We start from the raw sequence: 22179 nt of genomic DNA on the forward strand, positions 1-22179 counted from the left end.
CCATTCACGCAACGCTTGACAGGCCTCGCCGCGGTGATGTCTTTTGCGTACATGCCTAACGCCTCCGCCATCTCCTCGCTTACCTGTCAGCCGCAGCTGCGGCCGGGTGCGGGCGTGGCCGGCATTAGCACCACCATTACCACCGTCACCATTCGCCCGGTGCGGCCCGTCGTCTTCGCGTAACTTCCGAAAACAACGGCCCCGCACCCGGATCAGGATGCGGGGGCTTTCCTCCCTCATCTGATGCGGACGGGGCCTCCCTAACGAGGTCTGTCGATGTCATCGCCTGTTGTTTTGCTCGAACCCGCCGCTGTTGCCGCATCTTCCGCACGCACCATCGTGCACAAATTCGGCGGCACGTCGGTGGCCGATGCCGAGCGCTACCGGCATGTGGCGCAGTTGTTGCTGGCACGCGACGAGTCGGTGCAGGTCACCGTGGTGTCGGCGATGAAGGGGGTGACCGATGCGTTGATCGCACTGGCCGAACTGGCCGCGCAGAACCGCCCCGAATGGCGCGAGCGCTGGCATGAGACGCGTGCGCGTCATCGCGGTGCGGCGGTGGCCCTGCTGGGCGAGCGTTCCGGGCCGACCGTCGAATGGCTGGACGAGCGCTTCGAGCATCTGTCGCAGATCCTCGGTGCATTGGCGGTGATCGGTGAGTTGCCGCGCGAGGTGCTCGACCGCGTGCAAGGCCTGGGCGAGGTGTATTCGGCGCAATTGCTGGGCGACCATTTCCGTGCGCTTGGCGAGGATTGCGCGGTGCTGGATGCGCGCGATGTGCTGGTGGTCAATCGCGGCGAACTCGGCGTGGATGTGGATTGGGACGTCAGCGCGCAGCGCTTGCAGACCTGGCGCCAGGCGCATCCGCAGACGCGCGTGGTGGTCACCGGCTTCGTTGCGCGCGACCGCGCCGACCGCATCACCACGTTGGGGCGCAACGGCAGCGATTATTCCGGTGCAATTTTCGCGGCCTTGTTCGATGCCGATGAGCTGCATATCTGGACCGACGTGGACGGCGTACTGTCGGCCGACCCGCGCGTGGTGCCGGAAGCGGTGCAGCTGGAAACGCTGAGCTACGACGAGGCCTGCGAGCTGGCCTATTTCGGCGCCAAGGTGGTGCACCCGCAGACCATGTCGCCGGCGATCGAGCGCGGCTTGCCGATCATCATCCGCAATACCTTCCAGCCGGAACATCCGGGCACGCGCATCACCGCCAGCAGCGCGGTGAGCGGGCCGATCAAGGGGCTGACGCTGAGCCCGGATCTGGCCGTGCTCAACCTGGAAGGCACCGGCCTGATCGGCGTGCCGGGTACCGCCGAGCGGGTGTTCGCGGCGCTGCGCACGGCGCAGGTGTCGGTGGTGATGATCTCGCAAGGTTCTTCCGAGCATTCGATCTGTTGCGTGGTCAAGCAGCATGAATCCGAGCGTGCACGCAATGCCTTGCTGCAGGCGTTTGCGCATGAACTCACGGTCGGTCAGGTGCAGCGTGTGCAGCTGACCACCGGCATCAGTGTGCTCGCTGCAGTGGGCGATGGCATGGCCGGGCAGCCGGGTGTGGCGGCGCGGCTGTTCGAGTCGCTGGGGCGTGCGCAGGTCAATATCCTGGCGATCGCACAGGGTTCGTCGGAGCGCAACATCTCGGTAGCCATCGACGCGGCGCATGCGACCAAGGCCTTGCGCGCGGCGCATGCCGGCTTCTGGCTGTCGCCGCAGACGTTCTCGGTGGGCGTGATTGGCCCGGGTAACGTGGGCGCGGCGTTGCTGGATCAGTTGCGCATTGCGCAGCCGCAGTTGCTGGGCAAGGCCAACCTGGATCTGCGCCTGCGCGCGGTGGTCTCGCGTGGGCGCATGTTGCTGGACGAGCGCGGCCTGGTCGGCAACTGGCGCGATGCCTTCGCCTCCGCAGCCACCGCGACCGATCTGGAGCGTTTCACCACGCACTTGTTATCCGCGCATCTGCCGCATACGGTGATCATCGACTGCAGCGGCAGCGCAGAAGTGGCCGATCGCTATGCGGAGTGGTTGGCTGCCGGCATCCATGTGGTGACGCCGAACAAACAGGCCGGCTCCGGTCCGTTGCAGCGGTATCAGGCGATCCGTGCGGCGGCCGATGCCAGCGGGGCGCGCTTCCGTTACGAAGCCACCGTGGGCGCCGGCTTGCCGGTGATCACCACGCTGCGCGATCTGGTCGATACCGGCGATGCGGTGACCTCGATCGAGGGCATCTTCTCCGGCACCCTGGCCTGGCTGTTCAACAAGTACGACGGCAGTGTGCCGTTCGCCGAACTGGTGACGCAGGCGCGCGGCATGGGCTATACCGAACCGGATCCACGCGACGATCTGTCCGGCGTGGATGTGGCGCGCAAGCTGGTGATCCTGGCGCGCGAAGCCGGGCGCGAGATCAGCCTGGAAGATGTGCAGGTCGAGAGCCTGGTGCCTGAAGCACTGCGTCAAGCCAGCGTGGACGATTTCATGGCGCGCCTGCATGAGGTGGATGCGACGTTCGCGCAGCGCCTGGCCGACGCACGTGCACGCGGCAATGTGCTGCGCTATGTCGCGCAGCTGCCGCCGGATCGCGCACCGAGCGTCGGCCTGGTCGAACTGCCGGCCGATCACGCGTTCGCCAACCTGCGCCTGACCGACAACGTGGTGCAGTTCACCACGCGTCGTTACTGCGAAAACCCGTTGGTGGTGCAAGGCCCGGGCGCTGGCCCGGAGGTCACCGCAGCCGGCGTGTTTGCCGATCTGCTGCGGGTGGCGGCGGGCGAGGGAGCACGCTTGTGAATCAGGCGGTTGCAGACCAGTCCGCGGAGATGCAACGGGTGGCGATTGCTGCGCGCGAGCTTGGCCAGGCACGCGCCTTTGCACCGGCCTCGGTGGCGAATGTGGCGGTGGGATTCGATCTGCTCGGCTATCCCATCGACGGCGTCGGCGACACCGTCACGGTGCGGCGCATCGATGCGCCACTGGTGCGCATCGCCGCCATCCGCGGCACCACCGTGGCCTTGCCGCTGGATGCCGAACGCAACACGGCGGGTGCGGCCTTGATGTCGTTGCGCGCGGCGCTGGCGCTGCCGTTCGGCTTTGAAATCGAAATCGACAAAGGCATCGCCTTGAGTTCGGGCATGGGCGGCTCGGCAGCGTCATGCGTGGCGGCGTTGGTTGCCGCCAACGCGCTGCTGGATGCGCCGCTAAGTAACGAGCAGCTGTATCAGCACGCACTCGATGGCGAGGCCGTGGCCAGCGGTAGCCGCCACGGCGACAATCTTGGCCCGTTGTTTTTGGGCGGCCTGGTGCTGTGCACGCTGGAGCGTCTGGTGCCGATCAACGTGCCGGCTGCATGGCATAGCCTGCTGGTGCATCCGGATGCGGTGCTGGAAACCCGCCGCGCGCGCGAAGCCCTGGCTGGCGACTATCAGCTACGCGAGTTCGTCGCGCAGAGCACCAACCTGGCCTTGGTACTGGCCGGCTGCCATGCCGGCGATGCGGGGCTGGTGCGGGCCGGCCTGCGCGATGTGCTGGTCGAACCACGCCGCGCGCCGTTGATCGCCGGCTTTGCCGCTGCCAAGCAGGCCGCGCTGGATCACGATGCCTTGGGTGCCAGCATCTCCGGCGCCGGCCCCAGTGTGTTCGCCTGGTTCGCATCGCGCGCGGCCGCCGACGCGGCCGCCGCATCGGTCAAGGCCGCCTTCGCAGGCGTTGGCCTGGATAGCCAGCACTGGGTGTCTCCGATCGCCAGCCCGGCCGCGCGGTTGCTCGCATGAGCCATCGCGCGGAAGTCGTCGTCGATCGATCGACCGCGCACGGCAGGCAGGCCGTGCAGCGCGCAAGGCACGCTTCAACCGACCACCACCTCGCTGATCTGCATCACCGGCGCAAGATCGGTGTAGTTGGCGATATCGGCCAGGATCTCTTCGGCGTGCGGCCCGAAGCTGGCGCCGAATGCCTCCACCGACTCGCAGAAGATATGGCACATGCCGATGAAGGCCGGGGGGCTGCCCGGCTCGCCGCCGCTGATGCCCTTGTCCACCGTATAGCGCAGGCAGGCCGCGCCCATCCGCGCGCTCACCAGCGGCATGTGCGAGTCGCGGTAGTAGGCATGGTCGAAGCGGGCGCCTTCGCGGTACGGGTACATCACGCTGACCTTGATCATCTGCCGGCTCCACTGGAAGGTGCGCGCAGCATAGCGCTGCGCCGCCCTTGCCGGGCGCCGCCGCAACGCGGCGCGGCCATGCCGCAGTGTCCGGCTTTCTCATTCACGGGCCACGCCCCGTCTTCGTCTTGTCTGGAGTCGTCACCATGAACTTCCTCTCCACCCGTGGCGGCGCGCCCGCCGCCAGCCTGAGCCAGGCGATTGCCGCCGGCCTGGCGCCCGATGGCGGCCTTTACGTGCCGCAGAGCCTGCCACCGGCACGCACGCTGACGGCCGGTACCACGTTGGCCGACACCGCCGCCACGTTGCTGCGGCCGTTCTTCGATGGCGATGCGCTGGCGGCCGAGCTGCCGGACATCTGTGCCGAAGCCTTCGACTTCCCGGCGCCGCTGGTGGCCCTGGGCACGCCCGGCGATTACGCGCTGGAGCTGTTCCATGGCCCGACCGCCGCGTTCAAGGATTTCGGCGCGCGCTTTCTTGCCGCCTGCCTGACCCGCCTGCGCCGTGCCGAAGACCGCCCGCTCACCATCCTGGTCGCCACCTCAGGCGACACCGGCGCTGCCGTGGCCGCGGCATTCCACCGCCAGCCGGGTCTGCGCGTGGTGGTGTTGTATCCGGACGGGCGCGTGTCGCCGCGCCAGGCGCATCAGCTGGGCTGCTTCGGCGACAACATCCACGCCCTGCGCGTGGCCGGCTCGTTCGACGATTGCCAGGCGATGGTCAAGCAGGCCCTGAACGATGCCGACCTGCAGGCGCAGCTGCCGCTGAGTTCGGCCAACAGCATCAGCCTGGGCCGCTTGCTGCCGCAGATGAGCTATTACGCGCACGCCGCCCTGCAGCACCATGCCGGCGCGGGGGCGGCGCTGAATCTGGTGGTGCCGACCGGCAACCTGGGCAACGGGCTGGCGGCGATCCTGGCGCGCGCGCTCGGTGTGCCGCTGGGTCGTATCGCGCTGGCGTCCAATGCCAATCATGTGTTGCCGGATTATTTTGCCGGCGACGATTACGCGCCGCAGCCCAGCATCGCCACGCTGGCCAATGCGATGGACGTGGGTGCGCCGAGCAACTTCGAACGGCTGCGCTGGCTCTACCAGGGCGACGATGCCGCGCTGCGCGAGGCCTTCCGTGCGCTCTCGGTGGACGATGCCGCGATCCGCCACACCGTGCAGCAGCGCTTTGCGCGCTATGGCGAAGTGCATTGCCCGCATACCGCCACCGCCGTGCATGTGCTCGAGCAGCTGCGCGCAGAAGGGGCCGAGGGCGGCACCGGCGACTGGGCGGTGGCGGCCACCGCACATCCGGCCAAGTTCGAAGGCGTGGTCGAGCCGCTGATCGGGCGTGAGGTGGAGGTGCCCCCAGCGCTGGCCGCGCTGCTGCAGCGTCCTGCACATGCCGAAACCCTGGCGCCGGACTATGCGGCGTTCCGGCAGCGCCTGCTTGTGGACGCCGCCTGACCGAACGCGTTCAGCCTGCCGGGGTTGGAAAGTGCGGCACATGCGGCTATTTGTAGAGGGTGCGGTTCCGCCATGGCGCCGCGTCCGATGTGGGTCGTTGCATGTCTTATCGAGTGATCGCCGTTGCCGCCGCGTTGTGTGGGTGGGCAGCGGCTGGAACGGCCAGTGCGGCCGATGCCATCTCCGCCGCGCCGTTGCCGGGGCTGGGCGCACCGCGTATGGGTCTGGTCGATGCATTGGCGCGGCAGGCGCCGTCGCTGGATCGCCAGGTGCTGGCCCTGGCGGCCGAGGCGCTGCAATGCGCGCGGCAGCGCCAGCAGGTGGGCGCCGAGCGCGTGCTCAGCGTCATCGACTACAGCCGGCCGTCGACCGAGCGCCGGCTGTGGGTGTTCGATCTGGAGCGGCAGCGGTTGCTGTTCCAGGAATGGGTGGCGCACGGGCGCAATACCGGCAACAACCTGGCGGCCAAGTTTTCCAATGACGACGGCAGTTTCCAGTCCAGCCTGGGCGCGTTCACCGCGCAGGAGTCGTACACCGGCCATAACGGCTATTCGTTACGGCTGAAGGGTCTGGAGCCCGGCTTCAACGACCATGCGCGCGACCGCGCGATCGTGATCCACGGCGCGCCCTATGTCAGCGAGGCGGTGATCCGCACGCAGGGCCGGCTTGGCCGCAGCCTGGGCTGCCCGGCGGTGCGTCCGGCGGTGGCCAGACAGTTGATCGATACCTTGCGTGAAGGCGCCTTCGTGTTTGCCTACTACCCGGACCGGGCCTGGCTGCGGCAATCGCGGTTGCTGGGCAGCGGCTGCGGCGCGTCGGTGGCGAGCGCGAATGCCGGCGGTCGCTGAGTCGTTGCAGGCGGCGCGGGCTCTGACGATCGCGCGAGCGGCCTGAAGTGCTGGCATCGCGTTGGAATCTGCGGGTCAGTCATGCGGCGATGCTTGCTGTCTGCGCGAAGCGCAAAGCAAAGCTTGGTCAATGGCCTGGTGCGGAAGTCGCGCAAACATCCGCAATTGGTGATGCCAACTTCCGCAGCGCTTGCGCCAGTGGATGCGCGCGCTCGCTGGTCGCATCGGTCCTGCTGGCCGTCGCGTCTCAGACGGTATCGCCCGCCAGGCTGCGCAGCGCCGCGTAATCCAGGATCTGCACCAGATGCAGCTGCGGCAGCGCGATCAGCTGCTGTTGCCGCAGCTTGGTGAAAGTGCGGCTCACCGTTTCCACGGTCAGCCCCAGGTGGTCGGCGATATCGCTGCGGCTCATCGGCAGGGCGACGGTGTCGCCGCTGGCGCCGGGCTGGGTGGAGCGGGCGGCCAGTCGCAGCAGGAAATGCGCCAGCCGTTCGCCCGGTTGCAGGCGCGCCAGCAGCAGGCCGGTGTCCTGTGCGGCGGCCAGCTCCATGCTGGCACGCTGCAGCAGCTTGCGTTCCAGCTGCGGGTAGCGCTCGCGCAACTGGCGCATCTGCGCCAGCGGCGTGCGGCAGACCCGGCTGTCGATGATGGCTTCGATATCGTGGCGGTGCTGCGGGGTTTCGGTCAGCCCCACGTAATCGCCCGGCAGCACGAAGCCGGTGATCTGGCGGCGGCCGTCGGCCAGCGTGCGCACCATGCGCAGCGCACCGGAGGTGAGTGTATAGACGTGGTGGCGGGTATCGCCGGCGCGCACCAGGGTGCTGCCGGGCGCGTAGGACTGGGCGCTGGTGGCCTGGTCGAGTGCGTCCATTTCCTGCGGCGACAGCGCCGCGCAGATGGCCCGGCCGCGGACCGCACACTGTGCGCAGTCGGAACCGCGCACATCGGTGCGCGTGGCCACGCCGGGCGCCGGGCAGGTCGTGCTGGGGTCTGGAAGCTGCCGGTACATGAGTCACGCACTGCTGGAATGCGTGTGAATGATACGCCATGCGGTCAGCGCGGCCGGCAGCCGGTAGAATTGTGCGTTCGCCACATTGCCCTGCAGGAGTTTCGCTCGTGATCAAGCCCCGTACGCCGCCCGGCATCATGGAATTGCTGCCGCGCGAGCAGATCGCGTTCCAGCGCATGCTGGACGTCATCCGCCGCAACTACGAGCGGTTCGGGTTCCTGCCGGTCGAAACCCCGGTGTTCGAGCTGTCCGATGTGTTGCTGACCAAGTCCGGCGGCGAGACCGAGCGCCAGGTGTATTTCGTGCAGTCCACCGGCGCGCTGGCCAATGCCGCCGCGGCGGCAGACGAGGGCGGCGAGGGCGGCCTGCCGGAGCTGGCGCTGCGTTTCGACCTGACCGTGCCACTGGCCCGCTACGTGGCCGAGCACGAGCACGACTTGAGCTTCCCGTTCCGCCGCTATCAGATGCAGCGCGTGTATCGCGGCGAGCGTGCCCAGCGCGGGCGGTTCCGCGAGTTCTACCAGTGCGACATCGACGTGATCGGCAAGGATGCGTTGAGCATCCGCTACGACGCCGAAGTGCTGGCGGTGATCCACGCGGTGTTCGCCGAGCTGGGCATCGGCGCGTTCAAGGTGCAGTTGAACAACCGCAAGCTGCTGCGCGGCTTCTTCGAAAGCCTGGGCGTGGCCGAGGGCGAGCTGCAGCTGGCGGTGTTGCGCGAGGTCGACAAGATCGACAAGCGCGGCGCCGACTACGTGCGCGACACGCTGGTGGGCGAAGGCTTCGGCATCGCCGCCGCGCAGGTCGACAAGATCCTGGCCTTCGTGGCGGTGCGCTCGAACGGGCATGCCGATGCGCTGGCACAGCTGCAGGCGCTGGAGGCCTCGGCCGCTGCGAGCGCGACGCTGGGCGAGGGCATCGCCGAGCTGCGCGAGGTGCTGGAACTGGTCAAGGCGCTGGGCGTGCCCGAGAGCGCGTACTGCCTGAACTTCTCGATCGCGCGCGGGCTGGACTACTACACCGGCACGGTCTACGAGACCACGCTGACCGACCACCCGCAGATCGGCTCGATCTGCTCGGGCGGCCGTTACGAAAGCCTGGCCAGCCACTACACCAAGTCCAAGTTGCCCGGCGTGGGCATTTCGATCGGCCTGACCCGGCTGTTCTGGCAGCTGCGCGAGGCCGGCCTGATCCAGGGCATCGCCGAGAGCAGCGTGCACGCGATGGTCGCGCTGATGGACGAGTCGCGCCTGGACGATGCGCTGGATATCGCGCGCCGGCTGCGCATCGGCGGCATCAATACCGAAGTGCAGATGGAGCCGAAGAAGATCGGCAAGCAGTTCCAGTACGCCGCACGCGCGGGCATCCGCTTCGTGGTGCTGGCCGGCGACGACGAGCTGGCGCGCGGGGTGGTGGCGGTCAAGGACCTAGTGCGCGAGCAGCAGTTCGATGTGGCCCGCGACGAGCTGGCCAGCACCTTGCTGGTGGAGCTGGAGCAGGCTAGGGCGATGCTGGTGGCCGGTAACGTCAACGGAAATTGACGCCTCCGGAAGCAGCGCGATGGCGCCGCCAGGGTGGTAAAGACGGTCAGCAGCGCTCACGCCTGCTGAAGCATGCGCAGGCCCACTGGCACCTCGGTGTCGGTGGGTTTGTCGTTTCTGGTCCGCCGCACGGTCCGGGGCTTCTCTGAACGCTTTGCCCGTCGTACTTGTCCCGCAGCCTGTGTTTGCGTTAATGTGCTAACACGCTATTACATTAACGCAATGAAACAACGACCTGCCCCCCGCGAAAGTGCCGATGCCGCCGCCTCCCTCAAGATGCTGGCCGATGCGCTGGCGTGCCTGAAGGAACCCGGCGCGGTCGAGGCCTTTCTGCGCGACCTGTGCACGCCCGCCGAGCTGGAGGCCATGTCCGACCGCTGGCGGGTGGTGCCCTTGTTGATCAAGGGCGTGCCGTATCGCGAAATCCACGAGCTGACCCAGGTCAGCGTGACCACCATCGGGCGCGTTGCGCGCACCCTGGAACATGGCGCCGGCGGCTATGCCGAGGCCCTGCGCGAGCAATCGTCGCGCCCTGTCGAATCCCACTGAGAGAACAAGATGAGTGCTTCCACGGCAGCACCGGCACGTGACCGGTTGCGTATCGCCATCCAGAAGAGCGGCCGCCTGGCCGAACCGGCGCGCAGCCTGCTGGCGGCCTGCGGGCTAAGCTGGCGGCAGAGCCGCGACAAGCTGTTCTGCTACGGCGAATCGCTGCCGGTGGACCTGCTGCTGGTGCGCGATGACGACATCCCCGGCCTGATCGCCGATGGCGTCTGCGATCTGGGCATCGTCGGCCAGAACGAACTCGAAGAGCAGGCATCCGAGCGCCGCCGCAACGGCCTGCCGGCCGCGTATCACGCGGTGCGCGGGGTCGGTTTCGGCCAGTGCCGGTTGATGCTCGCGGTGCCGGAAGAGTGGGACTGGCAGGGCGTGGCGCAACTGGCCGGCAAGCGCATCGCCACCAGCTACCCGTCAATCCTGGCCGACTGGCTGGAGCGCCAGGGCATCGACGCGGCGGTGGTGGAATTGTCCGGCTCGGTGGAGATCGCCCCGCGCCTGGGCACCGCCGATCTGATCTGCGATCTGGTTTCCAGCGGCGCCACCCTGGCCGCCAACCAGCTCAAGCCGGTCGAGCTGGTGATGGAGAGCGAAGCGGTGCTGGCCGGTGCGGTGCGCGAGCCGGCCGACGCACGCGCCGCGCTGCTGGCGATGCTGCTGCGGCGCATGGATGGCGTGCTCAAGCTGCGCGACAGCAAGCTGCTGATGTTCCGCGCCGAGCAGGACAATGTGGATGCGCTGCGCCGTCTGCTGCCCGATGCAGAGCCGCTGGTGCAACTGCCCGACGATGGCAACGGCGCATTGCGCCTGCAGACCATGTGTCATGGCGCGGTGACCTGGCAACGCTTGGAAGAACTCGAACGCGCAGGTGCGCAAGGTTTGATGGTGTTGACGGTGGAGCGCTCGCTGGCATGAATATTCTCGATTGGTCGCAACTGGACGCCGCTGCACGCAACCAGGCATTGACCCGCCCGGTGCAGACCGTGGCCACGCAGACGCGCGACGCGGTGGCTGCATTGATTGCCGATGTGCGCGCACGCGGCGATGCCGCCTTGCGCGAGATCACCGCGCGTTTCGATGGCGTGGCGCTGGACAACTTTGCCGTGAGCGAGGCCGAATTTGCCGCCGCCGAAGCGGCGGTGGCGCCGGAACTGCGTCAGGCCATGCAGGATGCGGTGGCGCGCATCGACACCTTCCACCGCGCCGGCATGAGCGAAGGCTATGCGGTGGAAACCGCGCCGGGCGTGGTGTGCGAAAAGATCGTGCGGCCGATCGGCCGGGTCGGCCTGTACGTGCCGGCCGGCAGTGCGCCGTTGCCATCGACTGCGTTGATGCTGGGCGTGCCGGCACGTCTGGCCAGATGCCGCGAGGTGGTGTTGTGCACGCCGCCACGCAAGGACGGCAGCGTGGATCCGGCTGTGCTGGTTGCCGCGCAGCTGACCGGCGTGCGCCGGGTGTTCAAGCTCGGCGGTGCGCAGGCGATTGCGGCAATGGCGTATGGCAGCGAATCGGTTCCGAGTTGCGACAAGCTGTTCGGCCCGGGCAACAGCTTCGTCACCGAGGCCAAGCAGCAGGTGGCGCAGTCCGGCGCGGCGGCGATCGACATGCCGGCCGGTCCGTCCGAAGTGCTGGTGATCGCCGATGCCGGTGCGCAGCCGGCCTTCGTTGCCGCCGATCTGCTGTCGCAGGCCGAACACGGCCCGGACTCGCAGGTGCTGTTGTTGTCCGACAGCGATGCGCTGATCGCAGCGGTGCAGGTGGAACTGGACACCCAGCTGGCGCAACTGTCGCGCGCCGGGATCGCACGCCAGGCATTGGCGCAATCGCGCCTGATCAAGGTGCAGACCCTGGACGAGGCGTTTGCGATCAGCAACCGCTACGCACCTGAGCATTTGATTCTTGCGCTGCGCGAGCCGCGTGCGTGGCTGAGCCAGGTCGAAGCGGCCGGCTCGGTATTTCTCGGCGATTACACGCCCGAAGCGCTGGGCGATTACTGCAGCGGCACCAACCATGTGTTGCCGACCAGCGGTGCGGCGCGCGCCTACAGCGGCGTGAGCGTGGCCAGCTTCCAGAACATGGTCAGCGTGCAGGCGGCCAGCAAGGCAGGCATCGACGGCATCGGCGCATGCGCGCTGATTCTGGCGCGCGCCGAAGGCCTGGATGCGCACGCCAATGCAGTGGCATTGCGCATGGGAGTGGCAGCATGAGCACGTCTTCGATTCTGGAACTGGTGCGCGAGGACCTGCGTGCGTTTGCCGGCTATTCGTCGGCACGCACCAGCGCCTTGCAGGGCGATGTGTGGCTCAACGCCAACGAGTCGGCCTGGGGCAATCCGGCCGACCCCGGCGCGAGCACGCGGCGGTATCCGGATCCGCAACCCAAGGGTTTGCGCAGCGCACTGGCAGCGCTGTACGGCTGCACGCCCGAGCAGCTGTTGATTGGCCGCGGCAGCGACGAGGCAATCGATTTGCTGGTGCGTGGCCTATGCGTACCCGGGCGCGATGCGGTGGTGGTGACGCCACCGGTGTTTGGCATGTACGCGGTGTGTGCGCGCCTGCAGAACGCACCCCTGGTCGAGGTGGCGCTGGTGGACGGGCCTGCGGGTTTCTACGCGGATATCCCGGCGATCGTTGCGGCAGCGCTGGCCTCGCAGGCCAAGCTGGTATTCCTGTGTTCGCCGTCCAACCCGGCCGGCTCGGCGATTGCCCTGGACGCGATCGAAACCGCGGTGCAGGCCCTGCAGGGCAAGGCGCTGGTGGTAGTCGACGAAGCCTACGGCGAATTCTCCGATGTGCCATCGGCAGTGAGCCTGCTTGCGCGCTACGACAATCTGGCGGTGTTGCGCACGCTGTCCAAGGCGCATGCGCTGGCAGCGGCGCGCATCGGCAGCCTGATCGCCAACGCCGAGCTGATCGCCTTGCTGCGGCGCTGCCAGGCGCCGTACCCGGTGCCGACGCCGTGCGCGGCAATGGCCGAGCAGGCCTTGTCGGCGCCTGCGCTGGAGGTCACGCGTCGGCGCATCGCCGAGGTGCGCAGCGAGCGCACGCGCGTGCACCAGGCGCTGGAGCAGCTGGCCGGTGTGCGTCAGGTGTATCCCTCGCAGGGCAACTTCTTGCTGGTGCGCTTCGACGATGCCGAAGCGGCATTCCAGGCGCTGCTGGAGGCCGGTGTGGTGGTACGCGACCAACGCGCGGTTGCGCAGCTGTCCGACGCGCTGCGCATCACCCTGGGCACGCCCGAACAGAACGAGCGCGTGCTGAGCGCGCTGCAACGCAAGCAGGAGGCCGCCGCATGACCCCGATTCTTTTCGTCGACCGCGACGGCACGCTGATCACCGAGCCGGCCGATTACCAGATCGACGCCTATGAAAAACTGCGCCTGGTCGACAACGTGATTCCGGCGATGCTCAAGTTGCGCGATGCCGGCTATCAGTTCGTCATTGTCAGCAACCAGGACGGGCTGGGCAGCGACAGCTATCCGCGCGCGTCCTTCGATGGCCCCAACAACCTGATGCTGCAGATCTTCGCCAGCCAGGGCATCGTGTTCCGCGAGGTGTTGATCGACTGCAGCTGGCCGGCCGACAACGCGCCCACACGCAAACCCGGGGTCGGCCTGATGGTGCCTTACCTGCAGGACCGCACGATCGACTGGGCACGCTCGGCAATGGTGGGCGACCGTATCACCGACATCCAGTTCGCGCAGAACCTCAATATCCGTGGCTTCCAGCTGCGCACCGACGAGTTCGGTGGCGAGTGGGACTGGCCCGGCATCGCGCACGAGCTGGCCGATGCGCCAAGGCGTGCGGTGGTTCAACGCAACACCAAGGAAACCAAGATCCGCGTCGAACTGGATCTGGACCGCGTGGCCGAGCCGAAGACCGCCACCGGCCTGCCGTTCTTCGATCACATGCTGGAACAGATCGGCAAACACGGCGGTTTTGCGCTGGATATCCGTGCCGAAGGCGACCTGCACATCGACGAGCACCACACCATCGAAGACACCGGTCTGGCGCTGGGCCAAGCCTTGCGCGAAGCGCTGGGCGACAAGCGCGGCATCGGCCGTTACGGCTTCGATCCCGACGACAGCCCGTGGCGCGTGGCCGGCGCCACCGCGCAGCATGGCTTCACGCTGCCGATGGACGAAACCATCGCCAGTGCCGCGCTGGATTTCAGTGGCCGGCCGTACTTCTTGTTCGACGGCGAGTTCAAACGCGAGCGCGTGGGCGACATGCCGACCGAACTGGTGCCGCATTTTTTCCGCTCGATCTGCGACGCCTCCGGTTTGAACCTGCACTTGAGCGTGCGCGGTGAGAACGATCACCACAAGGTCGAAGCCTGCTTCAAGGCCCTGGCGCGCGCGTTGCGCCAGGCGATCCGTCGCGAAGGCACGGCGTTGCCCACCACCAAGGGTGCGCTATGACCGATGTCGCGTTGATCGATGCCGGCGGCGCCAACCTGGGCTCGGTGCGCTACGCGTTGGAGCGGCTGGGCGTGGAAGCGCGCCTGGTACGCGATGCAGCCGGGCTGCAGGGCGCGCAGCGGGTGATCCTGCCTGGCGTCGGCGCTGCGCCCGAAGCGATGTCGCGCCTGCGCGCACAGGGCCTGGTCGAGCCGTTGCGACAACTGCAGGTGCCGCTGATCGGCATCTGCTTAGGGATGCAATTGCTGTTCGAGCATTCCGAAGAAGGCGATGTCGATTGCCTGGGTCTGCTGCCGGGCATCGTGCGTCACATGACGCCGGCGCTCGGCATTCGCGTACCGCATATGGGCTGGAACCAGCTGGTGCCGATGCGCGCGTCCGCGCTGCTGGACGGCCTGCCGGAGCGTGCCAGTGCGTATTTCGTGCATGGTTATGCCGCGCCGGTGACGGCCGACACCGTGGCCGCCTGCGATCACGGCGGCCTGTTCACGGCGGTGGTGCAGCAAGGCCTGCGCTGCGGCGCGCAGTTCCACCCCGAGCGTTCGGCCGAGACCGGTGCACGCATCCTGCGCAATTTTCTTGAGATGAGCTTCCCATGAGTTTCACCGTTTACCCGGCCCTGGATATCCGCAACGGCCGCGTGGTGCGCCTGCTGCAGGGCGACTACGCACGCGAGACGCAGTACGGCGACGATGTGCTGCCGCGCGCGCAGGCGTTTGCCGATGCCGGCGCGCAGTGGATGCATCTGGTCGATCTGGATGCGGCAAAGGCCGGTGGTTACACCCTGGCCACCACACTGGGCGAGATTGCACGTGCCACCGGCTTGCGGGTGCAGACCGGTGGTGGCGTCCGCTCACGCGCCGATGTGGCGCGTATCCTCGATGCTGGCGCCGCACGCGTGGTAATCGGCTCGTTGGCGGTGCGCCAGCCCGACAGCGTCATCGAATGGCTGCAGGAATTCGGCGCCGATCGGTTGACCATCGCGCTGGACACGCGACAGGACGCCGACGGCGTATGGCAGTTGCCGGTGCACGGCTGGACCGAGGCCGCCGAGGCCACGCTGGATCAGTTGGCCGTACGTTACGCGCGGGCCGGCCTGCAGCATCTGCTGTGCACCGACATCGCACGCGACGGCATGCTGTCCAGCCCGAATATGGATTTGTACGCGCACCTGCGCACGCTGGCGCCGCAGTTGCAGGTGCAGGTGTCCGGCGGTGCGCGCAACCTGGCCGATGTCGCGGCCGCCAAGGCTGCCGGATGCGCCGGCATCGTGCTCGGCAAGGCCTTGCTGGAAGGGCATCTGGCATTGAAGGAGGCACTGGCATGCTGAGCCGCCGCATCATTCCGTGCCTGGACGTGCGCGACGGGCGCGTGGTCAAGGGCGTCAAGTTCCGCGACCACATCGACATGGGCGACATCGTCGAACTGGCGCTGCGCTACCGCGACCAGGGTGCAGACGAGCTGGTGTTCTACGACATCGGTGCCAGCCCGGAAGGGCGCTCGGTCGACTACACCTGGGTCGAACGGGTGGCGCGGCTGATCGATATCCCGTTCTGCGTGGCCGGCGGCATCGGTAATGTGGAAACCGCGCGCGCGGTGCTGCATGCCGGTGCTGACAAGATTTCGATCAACTCGCCCGCGCTTGGCCGCCCGCAGTTGATCTCCGAGCTGGCCGATGCCTTCGGCGTGCAGTGCGTGGTGGTCGGTGTCGACTCGATTCGTGAGGACGATGGGCAGTGGCGCGTGCGTCGCTATACCGGCGACCCGAGCAAGACCCAGGCCTTGCCGATGCGCACGCTGGACTGGGTGGCCGAAGCGCAGCGCCTGGGTGCGGGCGAGATCGTGCTCAACTGCATGGACAACGACGGCGTGCGGCGTGGTTACGACATTGCACAGCTGCGTCAGGTGCGCGCGCTCTGCCACGTGCCGTTGATCGCCTCCGGCGGTGCTGGCGAGATGCAGCATTTTGCCGACGTGTTCGACCAGGCCGATGTCGATGGCGCGCTGGCGGCAAGCGTGTTTCACAGCGGCGCGATTCCGATCCCGGCACTCAAGCAATTCCTGCGCGCGCAACAGATCGAGGTACGTGATGGGCAGTAACGAGATGACAGCGGGCGACGCGCTCGCCGCGCTGGACTGGAGCAAGGGCGAGGGCCTGTTGCCGGTGGTCGTGCAGGACGCCGACAACCTGCGCGTGCTGATGCTGGGCTACATGAACGCCGAAGCGCTGGCGGTGACGCAGCAGCGTGGCGAAGTGACCTTCTTCAGCCGCAGCAAGCAGCGCCTGTGGACCAAGGGCGAGAGCTCGGGCAACGTGTTGCGGGTGGTGTCGATCGAGACCGATTGCGACGCCGACACGCTGCTGGTGCAGGCGCGCCCGCACGGGCCGACCTGCCATCTGGGCCGCACCAGCTGTTTTCCAGGCGCGCCCGGCCAGTTCCTCGGCAGCCTGGACGCCTTGATCGCCACGCGCGAGCAGGAGCGCCCGCACGGCAGCTACACCACCAAGCTGTTCGAACAGGGCATCCGCCGCATCGCGCAGAAGGTGGGCGAGGAGGGCGTGGAAACTGCCTTGGCCGGCGTGGTGCAGGGCGATGCCGAGTTGCTCGGCGAGTCGGCCGACCTGCTGTATCACCTGATCGTGCTGCTGCGTGCGCGCGGCCTGGGCCTGGGCGATGCGGTGGCGCTATTGGAGTCGCGGCACAAATAACGTAGTCATGTAGGAGCGCACCCGGGCGCGACGCGTTAGGGGTAAGGCCCGTCGCGCCCGGGTGCGCTCCTACGGGGCACGTGTCGGCGTGTCTTTCGCGCCGTGCGCCTGGCGAGGGCGGGTACAATTTCCGCTGATCTTCGCGCGGGAAAACGCATGCAGCTTTGCTTCGCTCTGTTGGCCCTGGGTGTGCTCGCGGGAAGCGCCTACGCGCGCGATGCCGTGGTCGATGGCACCGTCTACGAAGAACGCGACGGGCGTGCCGGGCGCAGCGCCGATGAGCCGGGCATTGCCGATGTAGCGGTCTCCAACGGCGAGCAACTGGTGCGTACCGACGCGCAAGGCCGCTATCGCCTGCCGGTGCGTGACGGGCAGACGGTGTTCGTGATCAAACCGGGCGAGCGCAGCTTCGTGCCAGCCGCCGACGGACTGCCGGGTTTCTGGCGTCACTACGCGCCCAAGGGCTCGGCCAAGCGCAAATACCCGGGCATCGCCGCAACCGGGCGCAATACGCAGCACTGGGATTTTGCGCTGACCCCGCGCGCCAGTGCCGGCAAGGAAGGCTTCCAGATGCTGGTGTTTGCCGACAGCCAGACCGCCAGCCTGACCGACGTGGGCTACTACCAGCGCGATATCGTGGCACCGATCGTCGGCAAGACCTCGGCCAGGCTGGGCACCACGCTGGGCGATATCGTCAGCGACGATCTGAGCCTGTACCCGGCCTTGAACAAGGTCACCACCCAATTGGGGGTGCCGTGGTTCCATGTGCCGGGCAATCACGATCTCAACGTCGACGCGGGCGACGATGCGCATTCGCTCGACAGCTGGCGTGCCGTCTACGGCCCAGACACCTATGCGGTGGAAGAGGCCAACGCCAGCTTCGTGTTCCTGGACGATGTGATCTATACGCCAGGCGGCAAACCGGCTTATGTGGGCGGCCTGCGCGAGGATCAGTTCACGTTCCTGCAGGCCTATCTGGCGCAGCTGCCGCGCGAGCGGCTGCTGGTGATGGGCATGCATATTCCGTTGTTCGACGCGGCGCCGGGGCAGGAGACCTTTCGGCATGCTGATCGTCGCCGCCTGTTCGCCTTGTTGAAGGATTTTCCGCATGTGCTGGTGCTCAGCGCACACAGCCATACCCAGCGACAGGTCGATCACGGCGCCGACGAAGGTTGGCAGGGCGCCCGCCCGCTGCACGAATACAACGTCGGCGCGGCCTGCGGGGCGTTCTGGTCCGGTGCCAAGGATGCCGACGGCATTCCCGACGCGACGATGAGCGACGGCACGCCGAACGGGTACGCGGTGCTGCGGGTCGCGCCCGGCGGCGACTACACGCTGGCCTATCACGTGGCGCGTTCGGTCGATGATGCGCAACTGCTGCTGCACGCGCCCAAGGTGCTGCGCCAGGGTGCGTATGCGGCTTGGGGGATCTACGCCAATGTCTTCATGGGCCAGGACGACACCCTCGTCGAGATGCGCATCGACAATGGCGCATGGCAACCGATGAAGCGGGTGGAGCGCGCCGATCCGCGCCTGCTGGCCGAGAACGTGCGCGACGATGCGGCCGAGCAATTGCGCGGCTACGACCGCTCGCCCGAGGCCACGCCGTCGACGCATCTATGGCGTGGTGCGCTGCCGACCACGCTGGAGGTAGGCGAGCACGCGGTGGATGTACGCGCATCGCTGCCGAGCGGGCAGTACAGCGCACGCACGGTGTATCGCTTGCAGCGCGCCGATCCCTGAAGAGGAGGCGTGTGTGGGGCGGGGGTTCTGGTGTGGAGCCCGTCGCGCATCAATGCGCTCCTACGGTGATTGGTTGTTGGTTCGTTGACGCTTGAACCCTATCGTCGGAAACACAAACGCCTCCACGAGGGAGGCGTTTTGGGATCCGGGCTGGCAGGCGATGGCGCGCTGGCGGGGATCGATGCTGGCTGGCGTGAGCTGGCTGGCCGGGCGAGTGTAGCGAGGCTGCGCAGGCGCTGACGAAATGAGAATTAGTCTCAGCGCGCGGCAATCTTCATGGCGTCGCGGGTGCCGGCACAGGCGACGGTTTGCGCGGGCTGGCCGGTGCGGCCGGCACCTTGACCTTGGTCGGATCGTCCAGCGACCTGCTATCGGGATCGGCTTCCGGATCCTGGTCCTGCCCGGCGTCCGGAGCGGTCTCCAGCGGCGGATATGGGTAGGCCACGGCCGGGCCTGCCTGTAGCCCTGCACGCCAGCGTGCCAGCACCGGCGCGATGCGCTTGCCGAGCGATTGCTGCGGCAACGACGGCAGTTCGCCTTCCTGCTTCTCGCGCGCGGTGATCGCCGTCCTGGCCATATCGAACGCGGCCAGCGGGTCGTCGCTGCGGTTCATCGCATCGATCAGCCAGGCCTGGCCGAAGTAGGTTGCATTGGAGGTGTTGCCGCAGCCGAACGAGGGCCGGTCAGCGCGCGCGGCGGTGAGGATCAGCGTGTCCGGCGAACGCAGCGCCGGAATGAAGCCGCCCGAGTAGCACGCCGACAGCACGATGATGCGATTGCCGATGCCTGCATCGTCCAATGCCTGGCGCAGATCCTGCGGGCTGATGAAGTCTTCCTCGTTCTGGTCCACCTGCACGTACAGCGTGTGGTCTTCGGTGCCATGGGTGGTGACGAACAGCAGCAGCGCGTCTTCCTTGCGATCCATGCGCTTGCCGATTGCGGCGAGCGTGTCGTACAGGTTGTCGTAGGTCGCCAGCGGCGCGTACGGCTGCTCGCCCAGATTGTCGGGGTTGTTGACCAGCGTCACCACGCGGCCGCGCGCGTCGAAGCGTTGTTCGAACAGCTGCCTGAGGTAGAGCGTCTCGTTGCGAAACACATCGTCGCTGGCATCGCCGGCGAAGCCGACCACATACAGGTCGGTCACCCCAGGACGCTGTGGCTGCAGCGCGTTCAATGCCTGCGCAAGCGCCGCCTGGTCGACCGGGTCCACCTCATCCTTGCCTGCCGCCGCCTGGTTCGGCAGTGCGGCACCGGCATCGGGATGACAGCCGGCCATCAAGGCCACGATGACGATCAACAAGGAGAGCCGCCGCAGCAAGGCGTTCGGTCCGAAGGGGGAATGCAGCGACATGACAAACGCCGAGGTCTGGGAGGACGGGTGGAGCGCCTGGGCGCAGTGATCGCAACGCAGGCCATGACGTTGCACAACGTCCATCGATCCGCTTCAAGCACATCTTGCAGAACACGTTGCCTGCAGCAGGCCTTGCCTGCCAAGTCTCGCCACTGCGCATCGGCAAGGTCGGCTGACCCACGCCTGCAACCGCGCCGCGAGCGCGCCGTCAGGCAGGTGCGGACGGCGCGCTTGAACCGCAATACATCAGTAGCGCATGCAACGCCGAGTAACGACTGCGCTCACCCGAGGATGAGCGCAGCGGACTTGCCGATCGCGCTTACAGCGCCAGCTCGGTGAAACTTTCTACGCGCTGGTGGCTGCCGATCTCGTCGGCCGAGCGTGGGGTGGGGTAATCCTCGCGACGGTCCAGCAACGCGGTACGCATTCCGGCACGCTTGGCTGCGTCCAGCTCTTCGATCACGTCCGACAGGAACAGGATCTCGCCCGGCGGCACGCCGATGCGTTCGGCGATGCGGCGGTAGCTGGCGCTCTCGCGCTTGGGGCCGACCTCGGTATCGAACCAGTCGCTGACCAGCCCGCTCAGGTCGCCGGCATCGCTATGGGCGAAGAACAGCTTCTGCGCCGGCACCGAGCCGGACGAATACACGTACAGCGGAATGCCGGCCGCATGCCAGGCCTGCAGCTGGATCGCCGCATCGGCATAGATGTGCGCGGTGAAGTCGGCGGTCTTGTAGCCGTCGCTCCAGATCATCCCCTGCAGCGCCTTGAGCGCGGTGTGCTTGCGATCCTCGTCGATCCAGGTCTGCAGGGTGCTGACCAGGACTTCGTCCGGCACGTCCTCGCCGATCTCGTCGGCCACCTGGTTGAGCCAGTGCCGTACCTGCGGGTGACCGCCGTGCTCCTGCACGTAGGCCGGCATGGCGCGGCGCGCATACGGAAACAACACGTCCTTGACGAACGAGATGCTGCTGGTGGTGCCTTCGATATCGGTGAGGATCGCTTGCGGTCGTGTCATCGTCAGCTGGCCTTTGGAGGTTTCTCGGGGGCGTAGCGGGGGAATTGTTGGGCGATCTCGGTGCCGGTGAAGTGGCCGACCCAGCCATCGGGCTCGGTGAAGAACCGGATCGCCACAAAGTGCGGCTCCGGCCCCATGTCGAACCAGTGCAGGGTGCTGTCGGGCACGGCGATCAGGTCGTCCTTCACGCATTCGATCTCGTAGACCTTGTTGTCCACGTGCAGCGTGAACTGGCCCGAGCCGGCGACGAAGAAGCGCACCTCGTCTTCCTTGTGGAAGTGCTCGTCCAGGAACTTGGCGCGCATTTCCTCGCGCTTGGGATTATCCGGCGCGATGCTGACCACATCGACGGTCTTCAGCCCGCGCTCGGCGCTGAGCCGCTCGATATCCTCGCGGTAGGCCGCCATCACCTGCTCGGGTGATGCGCCGGGCTCGATCGGCTGATTGGCCTTCCAGCGCTCGAAGGTCACGCCGATCTTGCTCAGCTCGGCGGCAATCTGCTGGCCGTCGCGGCTATCGAGCTGCGGCAGGTTGGGATCGGAATCGTTGTAGATGCGAAGTCGGCTCATGGCGATCTGGCTCACAAGGGAAGGGGGAGGTGGCGAGGACTCAGCGCGGGCCGCGCAGCTTCAGCAGCTCGAGTTCGCAATGCAGCAGGAATTCGAAGGCCTCCAGGTGACGGCGCGCCTCGGCCATGTTGCGGCCCCAGGCATACAGACCGTGTCCTTCGATGAGATACCCCCACAGGCTCTGTTTGTCCAGCAGGGTCTCGACCTGCGCGGCCAGCACCTGCATGTCCTGCGTATTGGCGAACACCGGCACGTCCACTGCCGTTTCATGTGTGGTGTTGCCTTCGAAGGCTTTCAACAGCTCATAGCCCTCCAGCCGGATCATCCCGCTGCCGGCGTACAGCCGCGAGGCAATGGTCTGCACCGGCGAATGCGTGTGCAGCACGCAGCCGATCTCGGGGAAGCGGCGATACAGCTGGGTGTGCAGCAGCGTTTCCGCGGACGGGCGCAACGGACGGCCAACCGCCAGGCCATCGAAGTCCACCACCATGATGTCTTCTTCGACCAGGCGGCCCTTGTCGCGGCCGGACACGGTGATCGCCGCGTGCTGTTCGTCCAGGCGATGGGAGAAATTGCTGCTGGTGGCCGGCGTCCAGCCGGCCTGGGCCAGCTCGCGGATGTTGCCGATCAGCAGGTGCGCCAGCTCGTGCAGACGCGCGGCGCTATAGGGCAGGGGGGCAGTGGTCGCATTCATGGACCTATTCTACTGCCCCGCCGGATTACGGTCAGGTGCAGCGCAGCAGGGTTTTGTTCCTGCCAGGCCCGTACGCAGATCGGCCTACAAAATGTTAGGAGCGCGCGCCTGG

Annotated in this window: 21 protein-coding genes; 15 read left to right on the forward strand and 6 right to left on the reverse strand. The window is 67.2% G+C overall.

Going from position 1 to position 22179, the window contains the following annotated elements; translation table 11 throughout:
• Positions 1 to 276: 276 nt before the first annotated feature.
• Both thrA and ABQY74_RS09480 read left to right on the forward strand, forming a co-directional pair.
• On the forward strand, positions 277 to 2784 hold the full coding sequence (gene thrA, locus ABQY74_RS09475; RefSeq protein ID WP_349794590.1) for a bifunctional aspartate kinase/homoserine dehydrogenase I: 2508 nt from the start codon (positions 277 to 279) through the stop codon (positions 2782 to 2784).
• A 29-nt stretch (positions 2785 to 2813) separates the two neighbouring features.
• Positions 2814 to 3764, forward strand: a complete 951-nt coding sequence (locus ABQY74_RS09480) for a homoserine kinase (RefSeq protein ID WP_349794636.1) — start codon at positions 2814 to 2816, stop codon at positions 3762 to 3764.
• Between the two features lie 74 nt (positions 3765 to 3838).
• On the opposite strand, the gene ABQY74_RS09485 is transcribed toward ABQY74_RS09480, so the two are convergent.
• Positions 3839 to 4153 carry an EthD family reductase gene (locus ABQY74_RS09485; RefSeq protein ID WP_065032272.1) on the reverse strand — a complete coding sequence of 105 codons (315 nt, stop codon included), beginning with the start codon at positions 4151 to 4153 and terminating at the stop codon, positions 3839 to 3841.
• 146 nt (positions 4154 to 4299) lie between these two features.
• Between ABQY74_RS09485 and thrC the strand changes: the two genes are divergently transcribed.
• Together thrC and ABQY74_RS09495 are read left to right on the forward strand one after the other, a co-directional pair.
• Positions 4300 to 5607: a threonine synthase gene (gene thrC / locus ABQY74_RS09490; RefSeq protein ID WP_349794588.1), complete on the forward strand. Its 1308-nt coding sequence runs from the start codon at positions 4300 to 4302 to the stop codon at positions 5605 to 5607.
• 101 nt (positions 5608 to 5708) lie between these two features.
• On the forward strand, positions 5709 to 6455 hold the full coding sequence (locus tag ABQY74_RS09495) for a murein L,D-transpeptidase catalytic domain family protein (protein ID WP_102254110.1): 747 nt from the start codon (positions 5709 to 5711) through the stop codon (positions 6453 to 6455).
• A 247-nt stretch (positions 6456 to 6702) separates the two neighbouring features.
• Here the strand turns inward: ABQY74_RS09495 and ABQY74_RS09500 are convergent, their stop codons facing one another.
• Positions 6703 to 7326, reverse strand: coding sequence for a helix-turn-helix domain-containing protein (locus tag ABQY74_RS09500; RefSeq protein WP_349794586.1), 624 nt, complete (start codon positions 7324 to 7326; stop codon positions 6703 to 6705).
• 245 nt (positions 7327 to 7571) lie between these two features.
• On the opposite strand from ABQY74_RS09500, the gene hisS reads away from it, so the two are divergent.
• The 11 genes from hisS (at position 7572) to ABQY74_RS09555 (ending at position 18435) form a co-directional block, all read left to right on the forward strand.
• Positions 7572 to 9005 carry a histidine--tRNA ligase gene (hisS, locus tag ABQY74_RS09505; protein WP_349794584.1) on the forward strand — a complete coding sequence of 478 codons (1434 nt, stop codon included), beginning with the start codon at positions 7572 to 7574 and terminating at the stop codon, positions 9003 to 9005.
• A 222-nt stretch (positions 9006 to 9227) separates the two neighbouring features.
• Positions 9228 to 9554 (forward strand): YerC/YecD family TrpR-related protein, encoded by a 327-nt coding sequence (locus tag ABQY74_RS09510; protein WP_039521339.1) that lies wholly within the window; start codon positions 9228 to 9230, stop codon positions 9552 to 9554.
• A 9-nt stretch (positions 9555 to 9563) separates the two neighbouring features.
• On the forward strand, positions 9564 to 10478 hold the full coding sequence (gene hisG, locus ABQY74_RS09515; RefSeq protein WP_039521341.1) for an ATP phosphoribosyltransferase: 915 nt from the start codon (positions 9564 to 9566) through the stop codon (positions 10476 to 10478).
• Positions 10475 to 11770: a histidinol dehydrogenase gene (gene hisD / locus ABQY74_RS09520; protein WP_104623152.1), complete on the forward strand. Its 1296-nt coding sequence runs from the start codon at positions 10475 to 10477 to the stop codon at positions 11768 to 11770. The genes hisG and hisD overlap by 4 nt, the downstream gene beginning before the upstream one ends.
• A complete protein-coding gene (gene hisC, locus ABQY74_RS09525) occupies positions 11767 to 12858 on the forward strand; it encodes a histidinol-phosphate transaminase (protein ID WP_349794581.1) in 1092 nt (363 codons plus the stop codon). The genes hisD and hisC overlap by 4 nt, the downstream gene beginning before the upstream one ends.
• Positions 12855 to 13982: a bifunctional histidinol-phosphatase/imidazoleglycerol-phosphate dehydratase HisB gene (gene hisB, locus ABQY74_RS09530; protein WP_127158884.1), complete on the forward strand. Its 1128-nt coding sequence runs from the start codon at positions 12855 to 12857 to the stop codon at positions 13980 to 13982. The genes hisC and hisB overlap by 4 nt, the downstream gene beginning before the upstream one ends.
• Positions 13979 to 14581, forward strand: a complete 603-nt coding sequence (gene hisH / locus ABQY74_RS09535; RefSeq protein WP_039521347.1) for an imidazole glycerol phosphate synthase subunit HisH — start codon at positions 13979 to 13981, stop codon at positions 14579 to 14581. The genes hisB and hisH overlap by 4 nt, the downstream gene beginning before the upstream one ends.
• A complete protein-coding gene (gene hisA / locus ABQY74_RS09540) occupies positions 14578 to 15312 on the forward strand; it encodes a 1-(5-phosphoribosyl)-5-[(5-phosphoribosylamino)methylideneamino]imidazole-4-carboxamide isomerase (protein WP_349794578.1) in 735 nt (244 codons plus the stop codon). Before hisH ends, hisA begins: the two co-directional genes overlap by 4 nt.
• A complete protein-coding gene (gene hisF, locus ABQY74_RS09545; RefSeq protein ID WP_024937742.1) occupies positions 15306 to 16082 on the forward strand; it encodes an imidazole glycerol phosphate synthase subunit HisF in 777 nt (258 codons plus the stop codon). The genes hisA and hisF overlap by 7 nt, the downstream gene beginning before the upstream one ends.
• Positions 16072 to 16692 carry a bifunctional phosphoribosyl-AMP cyclohydrolase/phosphoribosyl-ATP diphosphatase HisIE gene (gene hisIE / locus ABQY74_RS09550; protein WP_024937741.1) on the forward strand — a complete coding sequence of 207 codons (621 nt, stop codon included), beginning with the start codon at positions 16072 to 16074 and terminating at the stop codon, positions 16690 to 16692. Before hisF ends, hisIE begins: the two co-directional genes overlap by 11 nt.
• 156 nt (positions 16693 to 16848) lie before the next feature.
• Positions 16849 to 18435: a calcineurin-like phosphoesterase family protein gene (locus ABQY74_RS09555; protein WP_349794576.1), complete on the forward strand. Its 1587-nt coding sequence runs from the start codon at positions 16849 to 16851 to the stop codon at positions 18433 to 18435.
• 274 nt (positions 18436 to 18709) lie between these two features.
• On the opposite strand, the gene ABQY74_RS09560 is transcribed toward ABQY74_RS09555, so the two are convergent.
• From ABQY74_RS09560 to ABQY74_RS09575, 4 genes are all read right to left on the reverse strand, one after another.
• Positions 18710 to 19786: a C13 family peptidase gene (locus ABQY74_RS09560; protein WP_349794574.1), complete on the reverse strand. Its 1077-nt coding sequence runs from the start codon at positions 19784 to 19786 to the stop codon at positions 18710 to 18712.
• A 319-nt stretch (positions 19787 to 20105) separates the two neighbouring features.
• Positions 20106 to 20804 (reverse strand): acireductone synthase, encoded by a 699-nt coding sequence (gene mtnC / locus ABQY74_RS09565; protein ID WP_349780665.1) that lies wholly within the window; start codon positions 20802 to 20804, stop codon positions 20106 to 20108.
• Positions 20805 to 20806: 2 nt separating this feature from the next.
• Complete coding sequence (locus ABQY74_RS09570) at positions 20807 to 21373, reverse strand: acireductone dioxygenase (protein WP_349794572.1); 567 nt, start codon at positions 21371 to 21373, stop codon at positions 20807 to 20809.
• Positions 21374 to 21413: 40 nt separating this feature from the next.
• A complete protein-coding gene (locus tag ABQY74_RS09575) occupies positions 21414 to 22067 on the reverse strand; it encodes a methylthioribulose 1-phosphate dehydratase (protein ID WP_349794569.1) in 654 nt (217 codons plus the stop codon).
• Positions 22068 to 22179 lie beyond the last annotated feature (112 nt).

Source organism: Xanthomonas sp. WHRI 7064 (genome assembly GCF_040202355.2).
GTDB classification, from domain to species: Bacteria; Pseudomonadota; Gammaproteobacteria; order Xanthomonadales; family Xanthomonadaceae; genus Xanthomonas; species Xanthomonas arboricola.